Origin of the sequence: Vibrio genomosp. F10 str. ZF-129 (assembly GCF_000287055.2) — a bacterium.
Lineage (GTDB): Bacteria > Pseudomonadota > Gammaproteobacteria > Enterobacterales > Vibrionaceae > Vibrio.
Genome location: NZ_AJYQ02000107.1, coordinates 79060 through 105486 on the forward strand (window position 1 = coordinate 79060; position 26427 = coordinate 105486).

The following is a 26427-nucleotide window of genomic DNA, read 5'->3' on the forward strand; positions in this document are numbered from 1 at the left end:
ATACCACCTCTATTTTTCACTTTCTCTATGTTCCTTGTTACTGGGAATTCAGTTAAACTTAAAAATAGAAAAAAAATTTGAATAATTCGCCTTTAGGAGCATGACCTAAGGGCGGTAGCGTACAATTTAGCAGGGATCAAAAATGAAAATTTTAATTACTGGCGGAGCAGGTTTTATAGGATCTGCTGTAGTTAGGCATATAATTCGAAATACAAACGACCAAGTTATTAACGTTGATAGCCTAACTTATGCGGGAAACTTAGAATCTTTATTAGACGTTGCAGATGACGAATGCTATGCATTCGAAAAGGTTGATATTTGTAATCGTTCAGAGCTTGACCGTGTTTTTGCGGAGCATAAGCCTGATGCGGTCATGCATCTAGCTGCCGAGTCTCATGTGGACCGTTCTATCACTGGGCCCGCAGCATTTATTGAAACAAATATAGTTGGAACATATACGTTACTAGAAGCAACGCGAGAGTACTGGAATACGCTTAAAGAGCGTGAAAAATCCGAATTCCGCTTTCACCATATTTCTACTGATGAAGTGTATGGTGACCTTCCACATCCAGATGAAGTCCCCGAAGGTACAGAGCTGCCATTGTTTTTGGAAACCACATCTTATGAGCCATCAAGTCCATACTCAGCGTCAAAAGCATCCAGCGACCACCTTGTTCGAGCGTGGCTGCGCACTTACGGCCTGCCAACTATCGTAACTAACTGCTCAAATAACTACGGTCCATATCACTTCCCAGAAAAACTGATCCCACTTGTGATTCTAAACGCCTTAGAAGGAAAAGACCTTCCTATTTACGGTAAAGGTGACCAAATCCGTGACTGGTTATTTGTCGAAGATCATGCGAGAGCACTTTATACAGTAGTAACTGAGGGTAAAGTGGGTGAGACCTACAATATTGGTGGTCACAACGAGAAGAAAAACCTCGAAGTCGTGAGTACAATTTGCGACATTTTAGATGCGTTAGTGCCGAAAAAGTCAGCGTATGCTGAGCAAATTACCTATGTTCAAGACCGTCCTGGTCATGATCGCCGCTATGCGATTGACTCCTCGAAAATGCAACGTGAATTAGGTTGGACACCTGAGGAGACGTTTGAAACAGGTCTTCGAAAAACCGTGCAATGGTACCTAGATAACTCTGCATGGTGTCAAAATGTGCAAGATGGTAGTTACCAACGTGAGCGTTTAGGTGTAGAAACAACGAAATCAAAGGTGAAGAAATAATGAAAGGTATAGTTTTAGCTGGTGGTTCTGGCACTCGTTTATACCCATTGACTCGTGGCGTATCAAAACAACTTTTGCCTATCTATGATAAGCCCATGGTTTTTTACCCAATTTCAACTTTGATGCTGGCAGGCATCAAAGATATCTTGATTATCACCACTCCAGAAGACAATGCCGGTTTTCAGCGCTTACTTGGTGATGGTTCTGATTTTGGTATTCATCTGGAGTACGCGATTCAACCAAGCCCGGATGGTTTAGCACAAGCTTTCATCATTGGTGAAGACTTCATTGGTGATGACTCTGTTTGCTTAGTACTCGGTGATAATATCTTCTATGGGCAATCATTTAGTGACACTTTAAAAAATGCTGCCAACCGTGAAAGTGGTGCGACTGTTTTTGGTTACCAAGTAAAAGACCCAGAGCGTTTTGGTGTCGTTGAATTTGATGAAAATATGAAGGCGGTTTCTGTTGAAGAGAAGCCAGAAGCACCAAAATCTAATTATGCAGTAACGGGCTTATATTTTTACGATAACCGAGTGGTTGAAATGGCGAAGCAAGTTAAGCCATCTCACCGTGGTGAGCTAGAAATCACTACGCTTAACGAGATGTACCTAAATGATGGTTCTTTGAGTGTCGAGCTATTAGGTCGTGGCTTTGCTTGGTTAGATACTGGTACACACGAAAGTCTTCATGAGGCATCCTCTTTTGTTCAAACAATTGAACATGTACAAGGTTTAAAAGTGGCTTGCTTAGAAGAAATTTCGTGGCGTAACGGTTGGTTGAATGATGAACAAGTTCTTAGGCTGGCTAAGCCAATGATGAAAAATGAATATGGTCAGTATTTAACACGCCTAGTTAAGGAAGCTCAAAAGAAGGCTGGTGCTTAATGCGTGTATTAATTACTGGTTGTCACGGTCAAGTAGGCTCTTGTCTTGCTGAGCAGTTAGCTAGCAATGAAGATACAGCAGTATTAGCGCTTGATAGAGAGCACCTTGATATTACGAGTCAAGATGCTGTTAATGCGGTTGTTGGTGAATTTCTACCAACCATCATTATTAATGCAGCGGCACATACTGCAGTGGATAAAGCTGAAAAGGAAGTAGAACTTTCTTATGCGATTAACCGAGACGGTCCTAAATATCTAGCACAAGCCGCGCAAAGTGTTGGTGCGGCTATTTTGCATATCTCGACGGATTATGTTTTTGACGGCAATAAAGTAGGCGAATATTCAGAAACGGATGCTACAAACCCTCAGGGTGTTTACGGTGAAAGTAAACTAGCAGGTGAAGTTGCCGTCGCTGAAGAATGCGATCAACACATAATTCTTCGTACCGCATGGGTGTTTGGTGAGAATGGCAATAACTTCGTCAAGACCATGTTGCGCTTAGCTAATACTCATGATTCTCTTAATGTTGTGGGTGATCAATTTGGTGGGCCGACTTATGCAGGTGATATTGCGAGTACATTAATTCAAATTGCAGAATGCATAACCCGAGGTGATACAGTTGAGTACGGTGTTTACCACTATTCGGGTTTGCCACATGTGAGTTGGTTTGACTTTGCTAATACCATTTTTGATATTGCCGTTGAGCAAGGAGCTCTTGAAAGTAAGCCGGGCTTAACGAGTATTACCACTGACCAGTACCCAACACCAGCTAAACGCCCAAGCAATTCTCGATTAAGTACTGAAAAAATCACTCTAGGTTTCCCGGTTGAAGCGAGCGATTGGAAAGCTGCTTTGAATAATATTCGAGCGCATATAGGATAAGAAAATGAAAGTAATTGATACTCGTATACCAGATGTGAAAATTATAGAGCCAAGAGTATTTGGTGATGAGCGTGGTTTCTTTATGGAAACCTGGAACCAAAAGCAATTTGAAGAGTTAGTGACGGGAAAGTCGACTCAATTTGTGCAAGATAACCATTCTAAGTCGAAGAAAGGTATTTTGCGTGGTTTGCATTACCAAGCAGAAAATACTCAAGGCAAATTAGTACGAGTAGTGTCAGGGGAAGTGTATGATGTAGCTGTTGATATTCGAAAAGGCTCTCCTACCTTTGGTCAATGGGTTGGTGAGTATCTGTCTGCGGAGAATAAACGTCAACTTTGGGTTCCTGAAGGCTTTGCTCATGGCTTTTATGTTACGAGCGAGGAAGCGGAGTTTGTTTACAAATGTACCAATTATTACGACCCTAGTAGTGAAGTATCAATCCTTTGGAATGATGGTGAAATTGCTATTGAATGGCCGGTCAGTGATGTTGAAACGAAAAACATACAGATGTCTGAAAAAGACCGACTAGGTACTAGACTAAATGACTTATATTGAGTCGTATCACAGGGTGATAGAACTATAAATGGAATGTTATGAAACGAAATTATTTTACTAAAATAGTAAATTTTGATATTACAGATTACTGTCGGTCAATTTTTGAAAATAACAGGGAGTATCTTTTTTCATTTTGTATATTGTTGTTAGCTACAGTCGTTATTTACTTTACTAAAATGACAATGCCATCATATAGTGATGATGATGCATTGTTTCTATATAACGCTAATTACAGTTGGCTTGCTGTACAAGGTAAAATTTTCGCATATTTGGTGACGCAGTTTCTATCATCAAACTTCTTGATGGCTTTTTTAAATATATTATTATCATCGGCTTTACAGATTGTAGCTCTTTTTATGATGTTTAATTATATTTTCAAGAAAAAGCTTAATGACTTTACCCTAATAACGGGAATGTTGCTATATTTTACTTTTATATATCATGTTTCGATACAGCAGTATGTAGGGTTATATTTGCAGGTGGGTGTTTCCTTATTTCTTTTGGGGGTGGTTTTATCTGGCCCTATAAAAAGCCCCATGAGTTATATATGGCAAGCAGGTGTTATTTTTATTGTGCTAGGAATATACCAGCCAGTTTTGAGCTTTTATCTAATATCACTTTCTCTAGGTTATCTGTATTATATCTATACAGGGTACATGGAGGATAGTGAACAAAGTGTTGTTGACATTTTTAAAAGCTCACATACAACGCAGTTAATTAAAAGGGTGGTTGTATTCCTTGTCGCGATGCTCGCGTATATAGTTTACGTTAAAAGCTTTACAACACTGGCTGGATACTCTAGTACAGTAAGTAATGTTGAAGATATTATAGCCAGTTTTAATAAATCGGTCACACTCTCCACGTATTTTATGACAAGAAGCTTCTATTACCCTGAAGTTGCTCAGAATGTTTATTTTAAAAATGTATACATAGTGATTATTGGTTTGTTCTCATTATTAACTACTTTTTATGCTATTAAAAAAAGAAAAATCACCTTTCTCATCCTGACTGGGACTCTGTTACTTTCTTCGTTTTTATTCACAAATGTCACCTTGGGGATTACTGATAAACATGAGACAAGACATTTTTTACATGTGGTTCTTGTGATTATATTTTGTTATGTGGTGCTATTGGAATACGTACGAATAAAATTAATAAAATCATTTTTAATAGTTTTTACTATGTTGGCGATATTTCAATCCACATTGCTTATCCACAAATTACAAGCGTTGGCTTATCATACTTATCAAAGTGAGCAGCTTTTGGCTAATTCATTGCTGGATAAACTAGATAGATTAACAGATGGAAGCCCTAATAAAGTACATGATGTAGCTATAATCGTTGATAGGGCAAAGAATCCATCTCATGTAACATACGGTCATCTATATTATCATTCCATACAAGGTTTCATTATTAACAAGTGGACGTTTGATGCGATAATAGCAAGGCAACATGAGTATAGAGTAAAAACTGATATTAGATATAATTTTAAAGTGGATAATTATGAAGAAAAAAGAGAATTGTACTTTAATTCACTTTCGGAACAAAAAAAAGATGTTGGCTTCTTGGATGAAAGTAAGTCTGATATGTTCCTAGTTCTAAAATACAAGTAGGAGTGTGGTTCATTACATCTATACCGTTAATTTGATACTCAATTTGTTTGGTAGAGTGGAAATGAGCATGGTTAGCTATGAGTTATTAAATAGTTTGAAGTGTTCACTTCTATATTAATGTTTCCTATCTATATTGGGCTCATTTACGGTGCATTAGAATAAAATTATCAAAAGCTATCTATCAAGAGTAAGAATATTGGCTGTTGATAAATAGTTGTGGAAAAAATCATGGTATATAACGTTAAAGTACAACCTGCTGGTGTGAGCTTTAAAAGCGAAGGTAATTTATTAGAAGATGCCTTGTCGCAATCAATCCATCTCGAATACAGCTGTAAAACTGGAGAGTGCGGTACTTGCAATGCTGATATAGTCTGTGGGGAAGTAGAGAATGAACATGGAGAAGTTGTATCTAACGGTGCAATATTAACTTGCCAATCAAAAGCAAAGTCAGATGTGATTTTGAAAGCAAATTATTACCCTGAACTGGTTAATATAAAACAAAAAACAGTGCCTTGCAAAGTAGCAAGCTTCGAGTATTGTACTGATGATATTGTGGTAATCAAGTTTCGTTTTCCTCCTACTGCAAAGTTTGACTACCTTCCCGGGCAGTATGTTGATTTAAGCTTCAAGGGCGTTAAACGTAGCTACTCCATTGCTAATGCAAAATCAGCTACAGGTGAGTTAGAGCTGCATATAAGAAAAGTCCATAATGGCAAAATGTCAGAGTTGTTATTTGGGCAATTAAAAGAAAATCAATTGATGCGACTTGAAGGCCCTAAAGGTACTTTTTTCGTAAAGGAAGGCAATAAACCGTTAATTTTGATTGCAACGGGTACTGGTATCGCGCCTATTAAAGCGATTGTCGAAGAGCTATTAACAAAAGAAGATAGTCGCTCGATTGATATTTTCTGGGGAATGCAATTTGCAAAAGAGTTATATTGTGATGAATTAATTAAGCTAAGCAAACAAAATAAACATATAAACTTTACTCCCGTACTATCAAAAGAATCGACCGCAAACTGCGAAACCGGTTACGTACAAAGTGCGGTTGTAAAGGCATTTAACTCCCTAAAAGGGAAAGATGTGTATGCGTGTGGCTCTATCAATATGATAGAAAATTCCCGAGAGCTATTTTTAAAACATAATTTGGCAGAAGGTGCATTTCATTCTGATGCATTTGTAGCGACAAAGTGATTATTAGATATTGGAGACAACAATGAAAGCAGTAATTCTAGCTGGTGGTTTAGGCACTCGCTTGAGCGAAGAAACCTCGTTGAAGCCGAAACCTATGGTAGAAATTGGTGGTAAACCAATCTTATGGCATATCATGAAGCAGTATTCAGCCCACGGTATCAATGATTTTATTATTTGCTGTGGTTATAAGGGTTATGTAATCAAAGAGTATTTTGCCAATTATTTTTTACATATGTCAGATGTTACATTTGACATGAAGAATAATAAAATGGAAGTACATCATAAACGCGCAGAGCCTTGGACCGTTACTTTAGTTGATACTGGCGATAACTCGCTAACTGGTGGGCGTTTAGGTCGCGTAGCTAGTTACGTGGCGAATGAAGAGGCTTTTTGTTTTACTTATGGTGATGGCGTTTCAGATTTAGATATAACAAAGACGATAGAATTTCATCAGTCTCATGGTAAAAAAGCGACTCTAACTGCAACATTTCCTCCTGGTCGGTTTGGTGCTTTAGACATTGATGCAGGAAAAGTCAATAGTTTCAAAGAGAAGCCTCAAGGTGATGGCGCAATGATTAATGGAGGTTTTTTTGTTCTCTCGCCAGATGTATTAGAGCTTATAAGTGGGGACAGCTGCACGTGGGAGCAAGAGCCGTTAAATACTTTAGCGGGAGAAGGCGAACTAATGGCCTATGAGCATGATGGTTTTTGGCAACCTATGGATACCTTACGAGATAAGGTCCTCCTTGAGGAGTTATGGCAAGCAGGCAGGGCACCTTGGAAAATTTGGAAATAAATGATGAAACCTAATTTTTGGAAGGGTAAAAGAGTTTTTGTAACAGGGCACACTGGCTTTAAAGGAAGTTGGTTATCTTTATGGCTACAGGAAATGGGAGCTAACGTAAAAGGTTACTCCCTTCCCGCCCCTACATCACCTAGTTTATTCGAAGAGGCCAAAGTTGGCTTTGGCATGTCTTCTGAAGAGGGGGATATTCGTGATTTTTTACATCTACGTGAAAGCATTAGTAGTTTTAAACCTGAAATAGTGTTTCACATGGCTGCTCAGCCATTAGTTCGCTTATCATATGATGAACCGATGGAAACCTACTCGACGAATGTAATGGGTACTGTTTATCTTCTTGAGGCAGTTAAGCAAGTTGGTGGTGTTAAAGCAGTGGTTAATATCACTAGCGACAAATGTTATGAAAATCGAGAGTGGGTTTGGGGTTATCGTGAAGATGAAGCAATGGGCGGCTACGATCCATACAGCAATAGTAAAGGTTGTGCCGAATTGGTTGCATCGTCATATAGACAGTCATTCTTTAATAAAGAAAAATATCAAGAGCATGGCTGTGCGTTAGCCTCTGTTCGTGCAGGTAATGTTATTGGTGGCGGTGATTGGGCTGATGATAGATTGATACCTGATATGCTTAATGCTTTTTCAAATGACAATTCTGTCGAAATTCGTAGCCCTCATGCTATTCGCCCATGGCAGCATGTACTTGAACCACTATCTGGTTACATCTCAATTGCCGAGCATCTATATGAACAAGGGCCTGATTTTGCTGAAGGGTGGAATTTCGGACCGAAAGAAGAAGATGCCAAGCCAGTAAAGTGGATTGTTGAAAAATTAGTCGACCAATGGGGTGATAAAGCAAGTTGGTATTTAAGTGATGGTGAACACCCTCATGAAGCGCATTATCTAAAACTTGATTGTTCAAAAGCAAAAATGCGTTTGAACTGGCAGCCTGCTTGGGATTTAGAAGAAACACTAAGCCGTATTGTTCAATGGCATAAAGCTTGGCTTGAAGGTCAAGACATCAAACAATATACGCTAAACGAAATAAATGAATATATGACAGCAAGAGCGAGAAAATAAAATGTCGAAAGAGTTAATCAGAAATCAAATATCAGAGTTAGTTGAACAATATGCTGCATTACAGTATGCACCAACAGAGTTTGTGGGTGGAGAAACTGTAGTACCACCGTCGGGTAAGGTACTTGGGGCAAAAGAACTTCAACTAATGGTTGAGGCATCACTTGATGGTTGGTTAACAACTGGTCGTTTTAACGATGCTTTTGAAAAACGCTTAGGTGACTATTTAGGTGTACCGCATGTATTGACAACTACGTCAGGTTCATCTGCCAATCTACTTGCAATGACAGCATTAACCTCTCCTAAGCTTGGGGACCGCCAGCTAAAACCGGGCGATGAAGTGATTACTGTCGCTGCTGGTTTTCCTACAACGGTTAATCCTACAATTCAAAATGGTTTAGTGCCAGTATTTGTTGATGTTGATATTCCAACATATCAAATTAAACCTGAAATGATTGAAGCAGCGGTATCAGATAAAACCAAGGCTATTATGGTTGCACATACACTTGGTAATGTATTTGACCTGACAGAAGCTCGTCGAGTTGCAGATAAGTACAATCTTTGGTTAATTGAAGATTGCTGTGATGCACTTGGTTCAACTTATGACGGTAAAATGGTCGGTACATTTGGCGATATTTCAACGCTGAGCTTTTATCCTGCACATCATATTACAATGGGTGAAGGTGGTGCAGTATTCACAAAAGACAATGAATTACGTAAGTTAATTGAATCCTTCCGAGACTGGGGCCGTGACTGTTACTGTGCACCAGGTTGCGATGACACATGTAAGAAACGTTTTGATCAGAAATTAGGAACTCTTCCACATGGTTATGATCATAAATACACTTATTCTCACTTAGGTTACAACCTAAAAATAACAGATATGCAAGCTGCATGTGGTTTGGCACAAATGGACCGTGTTGAAGATTTAGTGCAATCACGTAAAGATAACTACAAATATTTAGTGGAAGGGTTAGCATCTTGTGAAGAGTTCATAATTCTCCCGAAAGCGACAGAAAAATCTGACCCTTCATGGTTTGGCTTCCCTATTACAATAAAACCAGAAGCAGGCATTGATCGTGTTGAACTGTTGAAGTTTATGGATCAATACAAAATCGGGACACGTTTATTGTTTGCAGGCAACTTAACACGACAGCCATATTTCGAAAGTGTTAATTATCGAGTTGTTGGTGAGTTAACTAATACTGATCTTATTATGAATAATACACTCTGGATTGGTGTTTTCCCTGGTTTATCAACGGAGCACTTAGATTTTGTAATTGAGAAGTTTGAAGAATTTCTTGGTTTAAATTTCTAACTAAGCCAGTGACCAAATTAGGAAAGTAGATGAAAGCTTCTGATGCAATAGCAAAAGTTCTGGGTAAAAATAACGTAACAGTAGGTTTTGAGCTTATTGGCGGTATGATTGCTCACTTAGTTGATAGTATTAATGTTGTAGGAGAAACTAAGCTGATTTCCCTACATCATGAGCAAGCTGCCGCATTTGCCGCTGGCGGTATAGCGAGAGCAACCAATAATAACAGTTTAGGCTTAGCTCTTGGTACTAGTGGACCTGGTGCAACTAATTTGGTTACAGGTATAGCAGATTGTTGGCTTGATAATTATCCTTGTATATTTATCACTGGACAGGTGAACACGCATGAGCTTAAGGGTGAACGTAACATTCGTCAACAAGGATTCCAAGAGCTTGATATAGTAAGTATTGTAAAGAGTATTACTAAATATGCAGTACAAGTAAAAACTGCAGATGAAATCATACCTACCTTACAAAAGGCAATTGACTTAGCTATTTCTGGCCGTCCAGGGCCTGTGCTAATTGATATTCCAATGGATTTGCAGCGTGCAGAACTCAGTGTTGACTCTATCGCTTATTTGGATTACGCAAGCTTTTCTAATAAATATAACCACCTTTTAACTGAAGAAGTCCAAGCTCAGCTAGAAAATGTTTTTATTGATTTATCTACGGCAAAGAAACCGTTATTTATAATTGGTGGAGGGGCTGTGAATGAACCAAGTTTTGCAGCATGGCAAGAGTTTATATCCAACATAAAAATACCACATGTAGCTAGCTTAAAGGGAAGTGAGAAAACACCTTCATTTGAAGGTTATCTGGGGATGATTGGGGCTTATGGTACGAGAGCTGCAAATTATGCGGTTCAAAATGCTGACTTAATTATAGTTCTTGGAAGCCGCTTGGATATTCGTCAGACAGGCGCCGATGTCGATGATTTTGCTCGAATGGCAAAGAAACTAATCCAACTAGATTTGGATGATGCTCAACTTGATAATCGCGTTAAAGGGCATGTAAATATCCACAGTACCTGTGAATTATTTTTCCAAGCACATTTAAAGCAAGTTAAGTACGAAAAACAAATGGCTAGCCAGTGGTGGACGGAGCTAAGAGAACACTTTTCGAAAACATTCAGAAACGAATATGAAGAATTAGCGATTAGCCCATTTAATTTGTGCGCTTCTTTAGCTCATAGGTTTCAAGGACAGCCAGCTCAATTTGTAACAGACGTTGGCAATAACCAAATGTGGATTGCTCATTCTCTATTATTAGATAAAGGTCAGATGATTCACCATTCGGGCGGGTTAGGGGCAATGGGCTTTGCTATTCCAACCTCAATAGGTGTGCAATATGCGACTGGAGAAAATGTTGTTTCTATCTCAGGAGATGGTGGGGCGCAATTAAATATCCAAGAACTTGATATTATTGCTCGTGAAAAATTACCTATCTTGACTATCGTAGTGAATAATGAATCCTTAGGAATGGTCCGTGCATTTCAAGAAATGTACTTTGCCGGACGGAATCAGTCTACCTATTGGAAAGGTTATAGCTCTTCATTTTGTAAGATAGGTGAAGCTTATCAAATGAAGTCTTTAGTAGTGAAGAGTGAGGCTGATTTTGATAAAGCAGTTTTAGCATTTACAGAGAACCCTGTACCTACGTTAATAGAGGTTATGATGGTAGATGCCCGCGAGTGTAAGCCTCGGCTTGCGTTTGGTAATCCGATAGATAAACAATTCCCTTCAGGGGAGGCCTAATGGGTGTCGATGTTGAAGACTTAAAGCTAATTGCCGATAAACTATCTTCAGATTTTGAGTTCTATAAAGGCAAAAGTATATTTGTAACTGGTGGAACGGGATTTTTTGGTAAGTGGTTACTTGAAGCATTTATTCACCTAAACCAAAACCACGGTTTAAATTCATCCATAACTATACTTTCACGTTCACCAAGTAAGTTTAAAGATAGTTTCCCTCACTTGTATAATCATAATTACTTTAACTTTGTTCAGGGGGATGTTAGGGATTTTCCTGATATAGCTCAAGATTTCGATCTGATTATTCATGCAGCAGCAGATGCATCTTCAGAAGTATATAGATCTAATCCTGAATTAATGCGTAGTACTATAATGGATGGTACGAAAAACGTGTGCGAATTTGCTGAAAAAGTGAATTGTAAGCGTATTCTATATACAAGCTCTGGTGCTGCCTATGGTCCGCAACCAGATAGTTTAGCTCATATGGCAGAGACTTTTGTAGACAATCCATTATTTAATCAAAATGATGCCTATGCAAGTGCGAAACTAGAGTCAGAAACTTATTTTAAAGATAATGCGATTTGTGAAGTTGTTGTTGCAAGGTGCTTTGCTTTCACTGGGCCGTATTTGACACTAGATGGTGGTTATGCTTTCGGTAATTTCATTTCCAACGTTATGAATAAAGAAAGTATATTGATTAAAAGTTCCGGGGAATCAACACGCTCTTATTTATATTCTGCAGACTTAGTTGTCTGGCTGTTGAGAATTCTTTCCAAAGGAAAAAATAGAGATATGTATAATGTTGGTTCAGATGAGAAATTAACAATTTTAGAGTTGGCAGAAAGAATATCGTTAGGAAAGGTGGGCATACTATCCGATGGGGTAAAAGGTCTCAATGTAAGCAAATACATACCAAGTATAGAGAAATCAAAAAAAGAGTTGAGCTTGGATGTTTACACTTCACTTAAAGACTCGATAGAAAAGACGATAGACTTTTATAGGAAAAATTAGTAGTTTATTTTCGAGCAAAGCTTTAAGTTGAATATGTATTATTTGGCTGTAGCTTTAGTTAGTGATAATGGAGTGAGAGAAGTTCAGTGGGCCAAAACGTTAATAGGATCATGGTTTATTTAGAAAAATTGAAATTCGTAAGGTACCTACTAGTTGGTGGGCTAAATACAGTATTTGGCTATTGTATTTATTCTATATTTGTTTTTAGTGGCGTCGGTTACTCACAATCATTGTTAATAGCAACTATTTCAGGTGTTTTCTTTAATTATATAACCTTTAGCAAAGTTGTTTTTAATAGTAGTCATAAGTGGATTGTCCTTGCTAAGTTTATAGTGTGCTATGTTGTAGTGTACTTTTTAAATGTAACATTGTTGACATTTTTCATAAATGATATGGAAATAGATCCATATATTTCCCAAGTTCTATGTCTAACTCCAATGGTAATCCTTAATTGGAGTTTATTTAAGTATTGGGTGTATAAGTAGTAACTATATTAATTGAGAGAATTTATGAGAAAAATTACCATTGTGACACCATGTTTTAACGAAGAGTTAAACGTAGAGGTTCTTTATGAGCAAGTAAAAGAACAATTTGAAGGTCTTGATAATTACACTTATGAACACATTTTTATCGATAATGCTTCAACAGATAAAACGGTTGAAATTTTAAAGAAAATTGCAGCTCTTGATAATAACGTAAAAATCATTGTCAACAGCCGCAACTTTGGTCATATTCGCTCACCTCAGCATGGCCTTCTACAGGGGACTGGTGATGCGACATTGTTTATGGTCGCAGACCTACAAGACCCGCCTGAACTTATTCCCGAATTTATTGAAAAATGGGAAGCTGGAAATGACCTAGTTTTAGGTGTAAAAAATGAAAGTAAAGAATCGCCGTTGATGTTTCTTGTCCGTAAGTCTTATTATAATTTAGTTTCAAAAATATCAGAAACCCAATTACAGAAAAACTTTTACGGATTTGGTTTGTACGATAAAAAAATAATAGATATATTGAAAGCTATCCCAGACCCCTATCCGTACTTAAGAGGTTTACTTATGCAAGTCGGCTTTGAGGTTGAACGCGTATATTATACTCAACCAGTACGTAAGCGAGGAATAACTAAAAATAACTTCTTTTCGTTGTATGATATGGCAATGCTAGGTATTTGTAGTCATTCGAAGGTACCTTTAAGAATTGCGACAATATCTGGTTTTATTTTGAGTTTTCTTACTTTTTGCGTGGCAATGTTGTTTCTAGTCTTAAAGTTGGTATTTTGGGATGCATTCCCTATGGGTACAGCTCCAATTATCATTGGGATGTTTTTCTTAGGGTCTGTTCAAATATTCTTTATTGGAGTCGTTGGTGAATATGTAGGGCACCTAGTTACAAAATCGTCAAACTTTCCTCTGGTAATAGAAAAAGAGAGGATAAACTTTTGAGATTAACTAGTGATAATTGGTTGTGGTTTAATCTTGAAGAACAGAATTGGGTGATTTTTCCATTGATATGACGTTTGGTTACCATAGCGCTATTCATGGAAGTTTGATTGCAACACTACTTGCGATATGATGTTGTGATAAATGTGCAACTCCATTCTTAGTCAAAATATAGAACAGATACTCAACAAGGAATCATGTGAATTAACTTTCGGAATGAAGGAGTATGTATTACATGGCGGTGATGATTTATATGAAAGCAAATCAACAATATAATTAAAAGGCAGTACAAATGTATCAATTACCATTTCTCTTTATTCGAGACATTTTTCGTAGTCGCGAATTATTGGTAGCAATGACTAAGCGAGATATAGAAAACCGTTATTTAGGCTCGCTATTTGGAGGGGGGTGGGCGTTTGTTCAGCCTTTAGTTACTATTTTAGTAATGTGGTTTGTTTTTCAGGTTGGCTTTAAAGCACAACCAACTTCAGATGGAATCCCTTTTACACTCTGGTTGATTTCCGGGATGATCCCATGGTTTTTCTTTGCAGAAGCGTTATCAAATGCAACAAGCTCGATTACTGAACAGGCTAATATTGTAAAGAAAATTGTTTTTAAAGTTAGTTTGCTTCCAATTGTAAAGATACTTTCGGCACTTATTATTCATATCTTTTTTATTGGTGTTCTTCTTTCCGTATCGATTGCTTATGGTTTTTACCCTAAAATGAATTGGGTGCAGATTCCTTATTTTTTATTTTGTGCCGGAGTTTTGTTACTTGGAATATCATGGATTACTTCTTCTGTGATTATTTTCTTTCGTGATGTGGGGCAAGTCATTGCAGTTTTTATTCAGCTAGGTTTTTGGGGAACTCCTATTTTTTGGAGTATTGGAATGATCCCTGAGAAGTATCAATGGATATTTAAACTAAACCCTGTTTTTTATATAACAGAGGGTTATAGGAACTCGCTTACAACTGACGTATGGTTTTGGCAGTCTACCTCTTGGAGCTTCTACTTTTGGGGAACTACACTGACTATTTTAGTTTTGGGTAGTATTTGTTTTAAAAAATTAAGACCACATTTTGCTGACGTACTATAAAGAGTTTATAAATGAAGAATGATGTTGCAATTAAGTGTGAAAATATAACTAAAACCTATCCAATGTATAATAACCCTCAAGATAGGTTTAAAGAGGCTCTCCACCCTTTTAGAAAAATCTACCATGAAGACTTTTACGCTCTGAACGACGTAAGCTTTGAAGTGAAAAGAGGTGAGACAGTAGGGATTCTTGGTGGAAATGGCGCTGGAAAATCAACACTGCTCAAAATAATTACAGGTGTATTGACTCCTACTTCAGGCTCAGCTCAAGTTAATGGCATCGTATCCTCAATACTTGAACTAGGTACTGGTTTCAACGGCGAACTAACCGGAGTTGAAAACATCTACGTTAATAGCTCTTTGATGGGAATCTCTAAAGAAGTCGTTGACAATAAATTAGAACAAATTATAGCTTTTGCAGACATAGGTGATCACATTAATCAACCTGTGCGTGGTTATTCTTCGGGGATGTTTGCACGATTAGCATTTTCTATAGCTATCAGTATTGATCCCGACATACTGATTGTGGATGAGGCATTAGCCGTCGGTGACATGAACTTTCAAGCTAAATGTATGACAGCAATGAAAAGAATTCAAGAGAATGGCACTACTATTCTTTTCGTTAGTCATGATATCAGTAGTGTAAAAAGTTTATGTGAAAAAGCGGTATACATTAAAAAAGGAAGCGTCCATGCAGTAGGTGATGCTGGTGATGTTGCTGAGTTATACATGAGAGAAATGAGAGAAGAGACTAACCATAAGATCAGCTCCACAGATACAGATACTAACGACAAAACTATCTACGAGGGAGAAACGAAGCTAGCGGGCGAAAATAGTTACTGCTTAGAAACTGGTCATCCGTTATTTAAGTGTTCGAAGGAGTTTGATGAAAGGGTATCATTATTCAGATATGGTACTGGTGGGGCGAAGATTACTTATGTCGAAGTTCTTAGCTTGGACGATGAGTTAATTGTAGAGGCTCAGTTTAATCAGGAAGTAAAAATAAGAATATATTTAGAAAGCTATATGGAAGGTGAAGTAAGTGTCAATTTTCAGCTTTTTGATGACAAGAAGATTAATATAGTATCAGGTTCACCTTTACTTGTAGGGGAAGAATTATTAACTGTTAGTCAAGGAAGCAAGCATATCGCCGAGTACCAATTAAAACTACCTCTTCAACTTAATAATTATTCTCTGCAATGTACAATAGGTTCGACTATCGTTGAAAATGTCTCTTATGAATTTATAGATGCAGTTCCTAATTCATATTTATTTAAGGTAGCTGTTCGGCCTGATATCACACTTTGGTCTAAGGTTCATTTGTTTCCTAAATTTACTGTTATTGATTTATAGTATTAATTGCATTGCTGCATATATTAGAGTAGCTCTTGTTCGAATTAAGATGAGTTTTTATTTATGTTTAAACGTATATCTAAATCATTTATTGGGAACCTAAAATCCAATAAAAGTAATGATTTTTCCCAAAAAAATGTCAATTTGGAAGAGAAAGTTTTTTGTATAGGCTTTAATAAAACTGGAACAACATCTATTGAAAAGACGTTGAACTCGTTTGGCTATAGAATGGGAGATCAAGCAACTGGTGAAATGCTTATTTTCGACTGGGGTGATAATAACTTTGATCGTATAGTTAGATTTAGTGAAACAGCGGAAGCTTTTCAAGATATTCCATTTTCCCTCCCTAATACTTATAAAGCTCTTGATGGAGCTTTCCCTAATGCAAAATTTATTCTTACTGTTCGTCAATCTTCGGATGTGTGGCACCGCTCCCTCTGTAACTTCCACACAAAAGTTTTTTCATCGGATCAGAGTCGGCTTCCGAATGAAGAAGACTTTAGAAATGCTTTATATCGTTATAAGGGCTATATATACGACGCTAGTAAAGTTATGTATAACTTTCCAAATGTCCCTTTATACGATAAGAAAAAATATACTAAAATGTATGATAATCATAATGCTGACGTAAAAAAGTATTTTTCGGATAAACCAGAGAAATTGCTTGTATTAAATCTTGCAGAACAAGGTTCTTACCATAAACTTTGTAAATTCTTAGGTAAGGAAGCCATGCAGGATGAGTTTCCTTGGGAGAATAAAACATAATGAAAACAGTGTATGTAACACAACCATCTCTGCCACCGCTTGGCGAATTTATCCCTTTATTAGAAGATATATGGGAACGGAAGTGGTTGACGAATGGTGGTTATTATCATCAAGAGCTTGAGACATCCCTGGCAGAGTATCTTGGAGTTAAGTATGTGTCTCTGTTTTGTAATGGGACTGTTGCACTTCAAACGGGGCTTAAAGCTCTGGATATTAAAGGTGAGGTTATTACAACTCCATTTACTTTTGTCGCGACAGCCCACTCAATAAAATGGAATGATTGCACACCAGTGTTTTGTGATATTGAGCCTGATACGTTTAACCTTGATCCATCGAAGGTTGAAGCTCTTATTACTGATAAAACCACGGCTATTATGCCTGTACATGTTTACGGCAACCCATGTGATACCGACAAGCTTCGACAAATAGCGAATAAGCATAACCTCAAACTTTTTTATGATGCAGCCCATGCGTTTGGTGTAGAAGAGAATGGGGAATCAATTCTTAATGCAGAAGACTTGTCAATGGTGAGTTTTCACGCGACAAAGGTCTTTAATACCATAGAAGGCGGTGCGTTGATTACCAATAGCGCTGAGATGAAGGAAAAAATCGACTACCTTAAAAACTTTGGTTTTGAACACGAGGAGTCAGTTGTTGGGGTTGGTATCAATGGAAAAATGAATGAGTTACAGGCTGCTTACGGACTATTACAGCTCAAATATATAGATGGTGATATAGGTAAATGTCGCGAGCTATCTGAGTTTTATAGAGATGCCCTTGATTCGATTCCTGGCATTAAATATTTGAATGATTTACCAAAGGTGAAACATAACTACTCATACTTCCCTATTCTAGTTGATGTAGAGTTATTTGGTTCTTCGAGAGATGAGTTATATGAGAAATTAAAAGAAAATGGCATTATGACTAGGAAGTATTTTTATCCACTAGTGTCAAGTTTTTCTGATTATAAAAACTTACCATCGTCGTCGAAGGTAGCTTTGCCCGTAGCAAACGAGATAAGTTCAAAGGTTTTATGCCTGCCAATGTATTCTGACTTAAGATATGAAGATGTGTTAAGAGTTGTTGAAATTATTAGAGGGGATAGATGAAGATAGCGATAATGCAGCCATACCTATTCCCCTACATTGGATACCTTCAACTTATTGATGCTGTAGATAAGTTTGTTGTTTACGATGATGTTAATTATATAAAAAAAGGCTGGATAAATCGAAATCGTATTTTGATTAGTGGTAATCCAAAACTATTTACATTACCACTGAAAGGGGCTAGTCAAAATAAATTGATTAATGAGATAGAATTATCTGATAGTTATCATGACTGGAAACAAAAGTTTCTTAGAACCTTAGAAATGAATTACAAAAAAGCCATCAATTATGATGAAGCGATGATAGTTGTTACGGAAATTTTATCTTTTAAATGCTCAAACTTATCCGATTTTATAGTGCACTCGCTTAATGTTATATGTTGTTACTTGGATATAGATACAGAAATAGTTGATTCATCAGTTAGGTATGGCAACCGGATGTTAAAAGGGCAAGACCGTATTCTAGATATATGTAAAAAAGAAAACTCAAAGCACTACATAAATCCTGTCGGTGGTGTTGAATTATATAATTTAGATGTATTTGAGAGAAATGAAATAAAAATTAATTTTATCAATAGCGATGGAGAAAGCCATTATAAGCAGTTTGGAGATGATTTTTCTCCATGGCTTTCAATTATTGACGTGATGATGTTTAATTCGCGATCAGATGCAAAAGTTTTATTAAAGGAATATGGGCTAGTTTAGTATGAGGATAAAAAAGTATAACTATAACTTAGGGCTATTATTTGACGATATAGCTTCGGAGCAAAGTTCTCAGGTAGCGATAAAGTTTACCGATAATACAGCAGTGTCCTATCAAAATTTAAAGGAAAGCTCAAATAGCATTGCTCGATATATGCTGAATCATGGCGTCAAAAGCGGGGATATCGTTGCGATTTTTAACGAAAAAACTCAATATTCATATTCAATTATGATTGCCTGCCTAAAAATTGGCGCTACTTATACGAATCTTGATCCAAATAGCCCTATTGAACGCCTTCATAAAATGCTTCAGGTTTGTGAGCCAAAACACTATTTTGTAAATGACGATAAATATGTTAGGAAATTAGGTGACGTACAAGTTTTAAAGGAGTGTATAACACTCTACTCGTCGAAATTGTTTACTGAAGAACTTAAGTTGCTTGGCACAGATAGTTTGACAGAATCAGAATACGTAAATGGTGATATGGCTGCTTACTTGATGTTTACTTCAGGATCAACTGGATTTCCAAAAGGCGTTATTATTTCTCACGCCAGTGTCTTGAATTTTATTCATTGGGCTAAAACGACCTTTAAAATAACTTCTGATGATGTTCTGACCAACTTGAATCCAATGCATTTTGACAACTCTGTATTTGACTTCTATGCCTCGTTATTTAATGGCGCCGCAATGATTGCCGTTCCCGAACCAACCCTGAGAGTTCCTAGAACATTACTTGATACGCTAAATCCCTTGAATCCTACGATCTGGTTCAGCGTCCCATCATTACTGGTCTATATTACGAAAATGCGCGCTTGGAAAGAGGCTGATTTATCTAAATTGAGAACTGTTTCGTTTGGAGGCGAGGGATATCCCAAAAGTCAGTTACGCGCACTTTGGGCTATTATGGGCGAAAGAGTCAACCTTGTAAATGTCTACGGCCCAACCGAAGGAACGTGCATATGTTCTTCATATCCAGTAAGTAAAAGTGACCTTGAAGTAGATGAGCTACTACCACTTGGGCCACTCGCCCCAAATTTTGACTTTCTGATTATGACTAATAAACAGGAAAAGGTAGACCCTGGCGAAATAGGTGAGTTATGTTTAATTGGCCCGAACGTGGCAAAAGGGTATTATAATAATTGGGAAAAGAGTCAGGAAGTTTTTATTAGAAACCCGTATTGCAAAGCTTACAATCAAATAATGTATCGTACAGGTGACCTTGTTAAGTTTGATGAGCATGAAAATATGCTCTATTTTTGCGGTAGAACGGACAATCAAATTAAAAGAATGGGCTACCGAATTGAACTTGAAGAAATTGAAGCTGCACTTGGGTCTCTCGAACAGGTGAATGAAAGCGCTATTGTATACCATAAAATGGAAGAATCAAATGGTAAGATAATAGCCTGTGTGTGTGGGGATTATAGTTGTGAGGCGCAAATACTTTTAGACCTTAGAGATTTATTACCAATGTATATGATCCCTAATGAGGTGGTGTTCCTCAGAGATTTACCAAAGAATCAGAACGGCAAGATTGATCGTCTGGCATTGAAAAAGGAGTTTTGTAAATGAAAAAACTAATTATTTTCGGAACAGGAAAAATTGCAGAAGCGGTTTCATTTTATTTTAACCGTGATAGTAATTTTGAGATCTGTGCTTATGTCTGTGACAGTGAATTTATACAAGGAAAAAATTTTTTAGGCAAAAGAGTTATAGCGACAGAAGATGTTGAGGCAATATATGCCGCATCTGAGTGTAGTGTATTTGTTGCTGTTGGTTACCAGGGAATGAATTCAGTCCGCACTGAAAAGGTAGAATATTTTAAAGGTTTGGGTTACCAACTTGCCAACTACGCCAGTCCTAACGTTAAAGGAGAGTTTTCAATTGGCGAGAATTCAATTGTAATGGATGATGCCGTAATTCAACCTTGCGTAAAAATAGGAAGTAATGTTTTCATTTGGGGGGGGGCTATGATCGGTCACCATGCAGAGATAAGAGATAATTGTTGGGTTACTGGTAGTTGCGCTATAGGTGGTTTGGTTGTACTTGGTAATGGTTCATTTGTTGGTTTGAATGCTACAATAGCGAATGAAGTAATGATTGGTAAATCAACAATGATTGGTGCCGGTACACTTTGCTGCCGTAGCATTAACGAAAATTCGGTTCTTGTTGCAAAAGAGACTGAATCTCATCGATTAAATAGTCAACAGTTCATCCGGCTGTCAAGCTGTTTTAGAACATAGAGGATTTATGGAACGTTTAACAAAGATTTTAGTGAGCGTGTTTAAAATACAGGTATCAGAATCAAATAAAAATTTAGGAATGGACGAGGTAGCAAGCTGGGATTCTTTGACGCATATGGATTTGATTGTAGAGGTTGAAAATGAATTTGAGATCCAGTTAACTGGCGATAATATTGCAGATATGATTTCGTTTGATGCCATCAGAAAAATTGTCAAAGAACACATAGGCTAAATATGCTTTTACACGATAAAATAGCCCTTGTAACAGGAGCAGGGTCGGGTTTTGGGCGCGCTCTTGTCGAAAGACTAATTCGAGAGGGGGTGAAAGTTGCTGCTTTTGATATTGACTCTAGCAAACTCGATGAACTAAAACTGTTGTCTCCTGAAATTGAAACATTTGTATGTGATGTCTCTGATAATTTTCAAGTGGAGCGATCTGTTTCAGGTTGTTTTGAAAAGTTTGGTGAGTTAAATATATTAGTGAATAATGCTGGCATAATGGAAAATGCACCTATTGTTAACTTACTTGATAGAAATGATAGAAAGCACTCATTAGAACTTTGGCATCAAGTTATTAATGTTAATCAGAATTCAGTCTTTTATATGACTCGTGCTGTTGCGGACCAAATGACCCAAAGGCGTAATAAAGGCATTATCGTGAACATTAGTTCAATTGCAGCTAAAGGTAATCTAGGTCAAACAGCATATTCTGCATCTAAAGCCGCCGTTGAAGCTATGACAAAAGTGTGGTCAAAAGAGCTCGGACGATTTGGTATACGTTCCGTAGCTATTGCTCCTGGGTTCATAAATACTCTAGGAGCTGCAGATGCAATTGAAGACAGAATGTTACAACACTGGGTAGACAAAACCCCTCTTCGTCGAACAGGCGAAGTAAACGAGGTAGTAGAATCAATTATTTTTGCCATATCAAATGATTTTTTGAATGGTGAAGTCATTTCAATTAACGGTGGGTTAACACTTTAGGGTAAATTATGGCAGAAGAACAAGGGCATGAATATGGAAGTCTTGAGAGTATCAAATTTGCACCAGGAGAGAGTGGCGCTTTACATGAATTACTCCCTGATGTTTCAGTGAAAACAATCCCGAACTCGTGGATGCCTAACGCTTATATCATTAAGTAAAAGGCTTATTAAGGCGTTATAAATATCCATTATGAATATGCATTGTTCACCACTAGACGTTTATTATATTGGTTCGTCTGAGCTAGGTTTACAAGCTCTTGCGGAATCTGACTCATTTGAAATACTTAAAGTCTTATGCCTAAAAAGCCGTGTGACTAAAGAACTTATATCTCTTGCAAATAAGTTGGGGTACGAAGTTATACTATTTGAATGGCATAAAGACTTTCGAAAGTGCATTTTACAGTTGGATGAGTCAGTTCCATTTTTTATATATCAGCTTGATATGCTTGTACCAGAAGAACTGACGTTAAAGTACAGTTTTTATAATGTGCATCGAGGATGCTTAAGGACAAATCGAGGACCAAATCCAGATGTATGGCCTATTTTGTTAGGGCATGGCGAGTCATCTATTTCATTGCACAAAATAAATGGAAAAATTGATTCTGGTACTTATATTGACTCCTTTGGAATTAGTATAAATCCGATGGATGACAGTGTTACTGTGAAAGAAAAACTTGAGAGATACCTTCCTAAAATAATAAAGTCCCTCTCTGATTTCTTAAAAGGAACGATTAAAGGCACTACCCTCACTGGAGGAAAGTACTACCCTTGGGTTACTGAAGAAGATTTTACCATCAATACTAGACAAGATTGTATTGAGTTGATTAATAGGAAAATTAAATGTCAAAAGCAATACTTTGGCGCAATATTGATAGTTTCTGACTACAAATATTATGTCACGAACGTAATGGAACTTTCGTTAAACTCAATGAATAAATATAGAGATGGATTTTCTGTTTTGGATAATGAAGTGATTTGGTGTTCAAAAAAAACATTACTTAAGTTTACTATTAATAATACTGCAGTATATAAGCCAATGATTAAGAGGCAATTACCAATTGATAGGATTTAATGTATGAGTTTTATTAACAAAGTGGAAAACAACGGAAATAATCAACAAGAGTTAATATTACTTTTAAAGAGCGACTCAAAAAAAAATGGAATATACGGAGCGGGTGTCTATTCATACGTATTGATTAAGTATTTCAAGGCATTGAATATTGATATAGAATACTTCTTTGTTGATAGAGAGTATATTACAGAGTCTCATTATCAAGGATTAAAAGTGCTTCCTGTTGAGGATTATGCTGACAATATTGCGTCAGATTATAATATTGTAATTGGGATGACCAACTACCCTAGAGCCATTGATCGTTTAAGAGATCTAGGAATAAACACGCCTTTTGTAATTGATGTCCCGGATTTTTTAAACGTACCCTCTGAATTTATGGATTATAAATTTGTTGAAGATAACAAATCTAGCTTTGAGAAAGCATATCAAATATTTGATGATAATGTCTCCCAGGATACCTATTTGGCAGCGATTAACTCCAAAATCAATACCGACCTATCATTTATTGAACCATTAGTAGAACTGGATCACTTGTACTTTTCAAAAAAAATCTTTGAATTCACTAATAATGAAGTTTTGTTAGATGTTGGAGGTTTTGATGGAGATTCTATAAGAGATTTTTGCTCAATTGTCGGTGATAAATATGAACAAATTATTTCTATGGAACCATTTGATTCAAACTTTAATAAGCTTCAAGAGACTGTATCAAACTTAAATCTTGCAAATGTGAATTTGTTAAAGATTGGAGCGTGGAAAGAAAAGTGTACTCTTTCGTTTATGCCTACAGAAGAAAATATTGATAATAAAATTTCAGTTCATAGTGATAGCAATATAGAAATACAAGTTGACACTATAGACTCTGTAATGGAGTCTATCCAACCTTCTAAAATATCGTTTATTAAGATGGATATAAATGGAGCTGAATATGAAGCCATTTTGGGTTCAAAAAAAACCATAAATACCTATCGACCTAAGCTTGCAATAAAATTGCATGTAAAAGAGGACTTCATTAGAATTCCAATTTTGTTGAAAGAAATAGCCCCTGATATCAAGCTTTCACTTAGGCAGAGAAATTATATGTCGATGATGCTAGTTTTATACGGTGAATTTATTGAAGGAAGAAAACGTGACTAAAGTTATGAAATGGAAAAAAGGTGGTAACCTTTTTGACCCATCTAAATTGCAACTATTCGAATGGATGAGTGAATACGCTCAATTACCATCACCTCTTTTATTAGATGACGAAACAGTAAGGGTGTATTTCGCTTGTCGGCCGAAACGTGGCATTGATATGCTTTATGTATCTCGTTCGGGTTATGTGGATTTAGATAGAGCAAATTTAAAAACTATAAAGAATGTCTCAAAAAAACCTTTGCTGGAGCTAGGGAGGGTTGGGGCTTTTGACGAATTCGGTAGCATGACAAGCAGTTTTGTTAAGCACAATGGTGCCGTTTATGCTTATTATACTGGTTGGTCACGGATGCAGTCCGTTCCGTACACCATGGCTGTCGGTATGGCGATTAGTCGAGATGGAGGAACATCCTATAAAAAATTGGGCGAAGGCCCAATATTAGCTCCGACAGTTAATGAACCATATTTAATATCCGGACCGGTAGTTAAGGTAATTAATGGTAATTGGCACATGTGGTATCTATTTGGAACCAAGTGGATTGAACATGATGGTAAAAAAGAACCCATTTATAAGCTAGCTCACGCAACGTCAAATGATGGTATTAACTGGAATCGAGACGGAGTTCAAATTATTGAGTCATTAGAACCTGACGAATGCCAGGTTTCGTTTGGTATTTTCGAGTATAAGGAAAAGTGGCATACTATATTCGCTTTCAGACAGCCTACCGATTTTAGGAAAAATGTTGAGAGAAGCTATCGACTCGGATATGCATCATCATCAGACTTAGTTACTTGGGAGCGTGACGATTCTGCTGTTGGTATTGATATCTCAGAATGTGGCTGGGATTCGGAAATGATTTGTTATCCACAGGTGTGCAATATAGATGATAAATTGATTCTATTTTATTGTGGAAATGACTTTGGTCGGAATGGTTTTGGTTACGCAGAGTTGGATATTTAAATGGGGAGTTCGATTCCATTAGTATGTGTATGGATGTGCACATACGACCATCATGAGTACATATCTCAAGCTATTGAGGGAGTAATGACTCAGGAAGTCTCATTCCCTATTAAATTAATTATTTCAGATGATTATTCTTCTGATGGTACTAGGGAGATTTGCTTGCAGTATCGGGATAAATACCCGGAACTCATTGAATTAATTCTTCCAAAAGAGAATACAAAAAGCAAAGTTGTTTTAGATAAGTTATTTCCAGCATGTTTTAATAGCGGGGCCAAATACGTCGCTATGTGCGAAGGAGATGATTACTGGTGTGATTCTAGCAAGCTTCAAAAACAAATTGATTTTTTAGAAAAAGAAACCGAATTCTCTGGGTGTGCTCATAATACAGAAATATTGAAGCCTTGTGTTTCTGATGAAAATGATCTTATAGTAAAAACAAGAACTAAAAGCGTTTTTACTATAAACGATTTTACTAGAGGGGAGGCGTACTTCCATACTTCTTCGATGGTTTATAGAGTTGAAAAATTTGAAAAAATAGACTTTGAAACTTACAAAAAGTTTCCAGGAGACTCCGTCTTCTTAACAATGATGGCAAGTGTTGGTCCAATTAAGTATCTTGATCAAGTTATGTCAATTTACCGAATCCACGAGCGTGGCGCATGGAGTCGACTCAATGAAATTGAACAACTGTGTCTCAATTTAACATCAACTATAAAGTGTAATAAAGCTCTTGGTTGCAAGTATGAAGAAAATTATTTACCTCTCTTTGTAAGAAGCTCAAGCGTAGGATTTATCACGAATAAACAGGAGATAATGAGCCTAATAAAAGCTTACGAGAAAGAGGATCTTATTAAGATCATTGAATATTTGTATATCTTTCAAAAGGAAAAAACTGCAGATGTCGATTCTAAATCTGAGCAGATTTCTATTCTTCAAGCTTACAATAGAGAGTTGAATACACAGATTAAAATTGGAGAAGAAAATATAGAAGAACAGAATATATTGATTATGAGACAAGAAGAGAAAATTATTGATCTGAAAAACTTTAGAAATACAGTTTTATCTAGTCGTGGTTGGAAGTTTATCAATCTATTGAGATCATTCAAGACTTTAATTTCAGAGAGATTTAAAATTTCCACATGATGTGGAAGTTTGTGCTACTTTTAGTAGCCACTAGGGGCAGGTTATTATACTAATATAGTATTGAAGATATTTAAAATTAAACCCAGGCTGTTATTTAAATTTAAATTTAAA

General features: G+C 36.8%; 27 protein-coding genes. All 27 read left to right on the forward strand.

The genetic code is table 11. The features are described from left to right. The first annotated feature begins 142 nt into the window (after positions 1-142). The 27 genes from rfbB to A1QO_RS13365 all read left to right on the forward strand — a co-directional run bounded on the left by rfbB (position 143) and on the right by A1QO_RS13365 (position 26316). Complete coding sequence (gene rfbB, locus A1QO_RS13240) at positions 143-1240, forward strand: dTDP-glucose 4,6-dehydratase (RefSeq protein ID WP_017040651.1); 1098 nt, start codon at positions 143-145, stop codon at positions 1238-1240. Continuing rightward, complete coding sequence (gene rfbA / locus A1QO_RS13245) at positions 1240-2127, forward strand: glucose-1-phosphate thymidylyltransferase RfbA (RefSeq protein ID WP_017040652.1); 888 nt, start codon at positions 1240-1242, stop codon at positions 2125-2127. The genes rfbB and rfbA overlap by 1 nt, the downstream gene beginning before the upstream one ends. Beyond that, the gene (rfbD, locus tag A1QO_RS13250; protein WP_017040653.1) at positions 2127-3008 is read left to right on the forward strand and encodes a dTDP-4-dehydrorhamnose reductase; all 882 of its coding nucleotides are present in this window, start codon (positions 2127-2129) and stop codon (positions 3006-3008) included. The genes rfbA and rfbD overlap by 1 nt, the downstream gene beginning before the upstream one ends. Positions 3009-3012: 4 nt before the next feature. After that, positions 3013-3564: a dTDP-4-dehydrorhamnose 3,5-epimerase gene (gene rfbC / locus A1QO_RS13255; protein ID WP_017040654.1), complete on the forward strand. Its 552-nt coding sequence runs from the start codon at positions 3013-3015 to the stop codon at positions 3562-3564. A 38-nt stretch (positions 3565-3602) separates the two neighbouring features. Further along, entirely contained in the window at positions 3603-5177 is a 1575-nt protein-coding gene (locus A1QO_RS13260) for a glucosyltransferase domain-containing protein (RefSeq protein WP_017040655.1), read from the forward strand. Between the two features lie 228 nt (positions 5178-5405). Beyond that, on the forward strand, positions 5406-6371 hold the full coding sequence (locus A1QO_RS13265) for an FAD-binding oxidoreductase (RefSeq protein WP_017040656.1): 966 nt from the start codon (positions 5406-5408) through the stop codon (positions 6369-6371). A 22-nt stretch (positions 6372-6393) separates the two neighbouring features. Next, on the forward strand, positions 6394-7167 hold the full coding sequence (gene rfbF / locus A1QO_RS13270; RefSeq protein ID WP_017040657.1) for a glucose-1-phosphate cytidylyltransferase: 774 nt from the start codon (positions 6394-6396) through the stop codon (positions 7165-7167). Further along, entirely contained in the window at positions 7168-8250 is a 1083-nt protein-coding gene (gene rfbG / locus A1QO_RS13275) for a CDP-glucose 4,6-dehydratase (protein ID WP_017040658.1), read from the forward strand. It abuts the gene before it with no gap. 1 nt (position 8251) lies between these two features. Further along, positions 8252-9565, forward strand: a complete 1314-nt coding sequence (gene rfbH, locus A1QO_RS13280; protein WP_017040659.1) for a lipopolysaccharide biosynthesis protein RfbH — start codon at positions 8252-8254, stop codon at positions 9563-9565. A gap of 29 nt (positions 9566-9594) precedes the next feature. Further along, complete coding sequence (locus tag A1QO_RS13285; protein ID WP_017040660.1) at positions 9595-11316, forward strand: thiamine pyrophosphate-binding protein; 1722 nt, start codon at positions 9595-9597, stop codon at positions 11314-11316. After that, positions 11316-12323 carry an NAD-dependent epimerase/dehydratase family protein gene (locus tag A1QO_RS13290; protein ID WP_017040661.1) on the forward strand — a complete coding sequence of 336 codons (1008 nt, stop codon included), beginning with the start codon at positions 11316-11318 and terminating at the stop codon, positions 12321-12323. Before A1QO_RS13285 ends, A1QO_RS13290 begins: the two co-directional genes overlap by 1 nt. A 110-nt stretch (positions 12324-12433) precedes the next feature. After that, positions 12434-12808, forward strand: coding sequence for a GtrA family protein (locus tag A1QO_RS13295; RefSeq protein WP_241790458.1), 375 nt, complete (start codon positions 12434-12436; stop codon positions 12806-12808). 24 nt (positions 12809-12832) lie between these two features. Next, positions 12833-13762, forward strand: a complete 930-nt coding sequence (locus tag A1QO_RS13300; RefSeq protein ID WP_017040663.1) for a glycosyltransferase family 2 protein — start codon at positions 12833-12835, stop codon at positions 13760-13762. Between the two features lie 289 nt (positions 13763-14051). Beyond that, on the forward strand, positions 14052-14858 hold the full coding sequence (locus A1QO_RS13305) for an ABC transporter permease (protein ID WP_017040664.1): 807 nt from the start codon (positions 14052-14054) through the stop codon (positions 14856-14858). An 11-nt stretch (positions 14859-14869) separates the two neighbouring features. Then, positions 14870-16210 (forward strand): ABC transporter ATP-binding protein, encoded by a 1341-nt coding sequence (locus A1QO_RS13310; protein WP_017040665.1) that lies wholly within the window; start codon positions 14870-14872, stop codon positions 16208-16210. Between the two features lie 63 nt (positions 16211-16273). Beyond that, positions 16274-16975: a sulfotransferase family protein gene (locus tag A1QO_RS13315; protein WP_017040666.1), complete on the forward strand. Its 702-nt coding sequence runs from the start codon at positions 16274-16276 to the stop codon at positions 16973-16975. Next, complete coding sequence (locus A1QO_RS13320; RefSeq protein WP_017040667.1) at positions 16975-18084, forward strand: DegT/DnrJ/EryC1/StrS family aminotransferase; 1110 nt, start codon at positions 16975-16977, stop codon at positions 18082-18084. Before A1QO_RS13315 ends, A1QO_RS13320 begins: the two co-directional genes overlap by 1 nt. Positions 18085-18095: 11 nt before the next feature. Continuing rightward, positions 18096-18785, forward strand: a complete 690-nt coding sequence (locus A1QO_RS13325) for a WbqC family protein (RefSeq protein ID WP_241790455.1) — start codon at positions 18096-18098, stop codon at positions 18783-18785. Position 18786: 1 nt separating this feature from the next. After that, positions 18787-20352: an amino acid adenylation domain-containing protein gene (locus A1QO_RS13330; protein WP_017040899.1), complete on the forward strand. Its 1566-nt coding sequence runs from the start codon at positions 18787-18789 to the stop codon at positions 20350-20352. After that, a complete protein-coding gene (locus tag A1QO_RS13335) occupies positions 20349-21023 on the forward strand; it encodes a hypothetical protein (protein WP_017040670.1) in 675 nt (224 codons plus the stop codon). Before A1QO_RS13330 ends, A1QO_RS13335 begins: the two co-directional genes overlap by 4 nt. A gap of 7 nt (positions 21024-21030) precedes the next feature. Next, positions 21031-21255: an acyl carrier protein gene (locus A1QO_RS13340; protein WP_017040671.1), complete on the forward strand. Its 225-nt coding sequence runs from the start codon at positions 21031-21033 to the stop codon at positions 21253-21255. Between the two features lie 2 nt (positions 21256-21257). Then, positions 21258-22007, forward strand: coding sequence for an SDR family NAD(P)-dependent oxidoreductase (locus A1QO_RS13345; protein ID WP_017040672.1), 750 nt, complete (start codon positions 21258-21260; stop codon positions 22005-22007). 8 nt (positions 22008-22015) lie between these two features. Further along, a complete protein-coding gene (locus tag A1QO_RS20455; RefSeq protein WP_017040673.1) occupies positions 22016-22165 on the forward strand; it encodes a hypothetical protein in 150 nt (49 codons plus the stop codon). A 31-nt stretch (positions 22166-22196) separates the two neighbouring features. Further along, positions 22197-23078, forward strand: a complete 882-nt coding sequence (locus tag A1QO_RS13350) for a hypothetical protein (protein WP_017040674.1) — start codon at positions 22197-22199, stop codon at positions 23076-23078. A 3-nt stretch (positions 23079-23081) separates the two neighbouring features. After that, positions 23082-24212 (forward strand): FkbM family methyltransferase, encoded by a 1131-nt coding sequence (locus A1QO_RS13355; RefSeq protein ID WP_017040675.1) that lies wholly within the window; start codon positions 23082-23084, stop codon positions 24210-24212. After that, the gene (locus tag A1QO_RS13360) at positions 24205-25170 is read left to right on the forward strand and encodes a hypothetical protein (RefSeq protein WP_017040676.1); all 966 of its coding nucleotides are present in this window, start codon (positions 24205-24207) and stop codon (positions 25168-25170) included. Before A1QO_RS13355 ends, A1QO_RS13360 begins: the two co-directional genes overlap by 8 nt. Positions 25171-25203: 33 nt before the next feature. Beyond that, positions 25204-26316, forward strand: a complete 1113-nt coding sequence (locus tag A1QO_RS13365; protein WP_277814236.1) for a glycosyltransferase — start codon at positions 25204-25206, stop codon at positions 26314-26316. Positions 26317-26427 lie beyond the last annotated feature (111 nt).

Bases quoted from the DNA above. Each gene is read 5' to 3' on its own strand.
- rfbB (WP_017040651.1), top strand. From the start codon at position 143: ATGAAAATTTTAATTACTGGCGGAGCAGGTTTTATAGGATCTGCTGTA.
- rfbA (WP_017040652.1), top strand. From the start codon at position 1,240: ATGAAAGGTATAGTTTTAGCTGGTGGTTCTGGCACTCGTTTATACCCA.
- rfbD (WP_017040653.1), top strand. From the start codon at position 2,127: ATGCGTGTATTAATTACTGGTTGTCACGGTCAAGTAGGCTCTTGTCTT.
- rfbC (WP_017040654.1), top strand. From the start codon at position 3,013: ATGAAAGTAATTGATACTCGTATACCAGATGTGAAAATTATAGAGCCA.
- A1QO_RS13260 (WP_017040655.1), top strand. From the start codon at position 3,603: ATGAAACGAAATTATTTTACTAAAATAGTAAATTTTGATATTACAGAT.
- A1QO_RS13265 (WP_017040656.1), top strand. From the start codon at position 5,406: ATGGTATATAACGTTAAAGTACAACCTGCTGGTGTGAGCTTTAAAAGC.
- rfbF (WP_017040657.1), top strand. From the start codon at position 6,394: ATGAAAGCAGTAATTCTAGCTGGTGGTTTAGGCACTCGCTTGAGCGAA.
- rfbG (WP_017040658.1), top strand. From the start codon at position 7,168: ATGATGAAACCTAATTTTTGGAAGGGTAAAAGAGTTTTTGTAACAGGG.
- rfbH (WP_017040659.1), top strand. From the start codon at position 8,252: ATGTCGAAAGAGTTAATCAGAAATCAAATATCAGAGTTAGTTGAACAA.
- A1QO_RS13285 (WP_017040660.1), top strand. From the start codon at position 9,595: ATGAAAGCTTCTGATGCAATAGCAAAAGTTCTGGGTAAAAATAACGTA.
- A1QO_RS13290 (WP_017040661.1), top strand. From the start codon at position 11,316: ATGGGTGTCGATGTTGAAGACTTAAAGCTAATTGCCGATAAACTATCT.
- A1QO_RS13295 (WP_241790458.1), top strand. From the start codon at position 12,434: ATGGTTTATTTAGAAAAATTGAAATTCGTAAGGTACCTACTAGTTGGT.
- A1QO_RS13300 (WP_017040663.1), top strand. From the start codon at position 12,833: ATGAGAAAAATTACCATTGTGACACCATGTTTTAACGAAGAGTTAAAC.
- A1QO_RS13305 (WP_017040664.1), top strand. From the start codon at position 14,052: ATGTATCAATTACCATTTCTCTTTATTCGAGACATTTTTCGTAGTCGC.
- A1QO_RS13310 (WP_017040665.1), top strand. From the start codon at position 14,870: ATGAAGAATGATGTTGCAATTAAGTGTGAAAATATAACTAAAACCTAT.
- A1QO_RS13315 (WP_017040666.1), top strand. From the start codon at position 16,274: ATGTTTAAACGTATATCTAAATCATTTATTGGGAACCTAAAATCCAAT.
- A1QO_RS13320 (WP_017040667.1), top strand. From the start codon at position 16,975: ATGAAAACAGTGTATGTAACACAACCATCTCTGCCACCGCTTGGCGAA.
- A1QO_RS13325 (WP_241790455.1), top strand. From the start codon at position 18,096: ATGCAGCCATACCTATTCCCCTACATTGGATACCTTCAACTTATTGAT.
- A1QO_RS13330 (WP_017040899.1), top strand. From the start codon at position 18,787: ATGAGGATAAAAAAGTATAACTATAACTTAGGGCTATTATTTGACGAT.
- A1QO_RS13335 (WP_017040670.1), top strand. From the start codon at position 20,349: ATGAAAAAACTAATTATTTTCGGAACAGGAAAAATTGCAGAAGCGGTT.
- A1QO_RS13340 (WP_017040671.1), top strand. From the start codon at position 21,031: ATGGAACGTTTAACAAAGATTTTAGTGAGCGTGTTTAAAATACAGGTA.
- A1QO_RS13345 (WP_017040672.1), top strand. From the start codon at position 21,258: ATGCTTTTACACGATAAAATAGCCCTTGTAACAGGAGCAGGGTCGGGT.
- A1QO_RS20455 (WP_017040673.1), top strand. From the start codon at position 22,016: ATGGCAGAAGAACAAGGGCATGAATATGGAAGTCTTGAGAGTATCAAA.
- A1QO_RS13350 (WP_017040674.1), top strand. From the start codon at position 22,197: ATGAATATGCATTGTTCACCACTAGACGTTTATTATATTGGTTCGTCT.
- A1QO_RS13355 (WP_017040675.1), top strand. From the start codon at position 23,082: ATGAGTTTTATTAACAAAGTGGAAAACAACGGAAATAATCAACAAGAG.
- A1QO_RS13365 (WP_277814236.1), top strand. From the start codon at position 25,204: ATGTGCACATACGACCATCATGAGTACATATCTCAAGCTATTGAGGGA.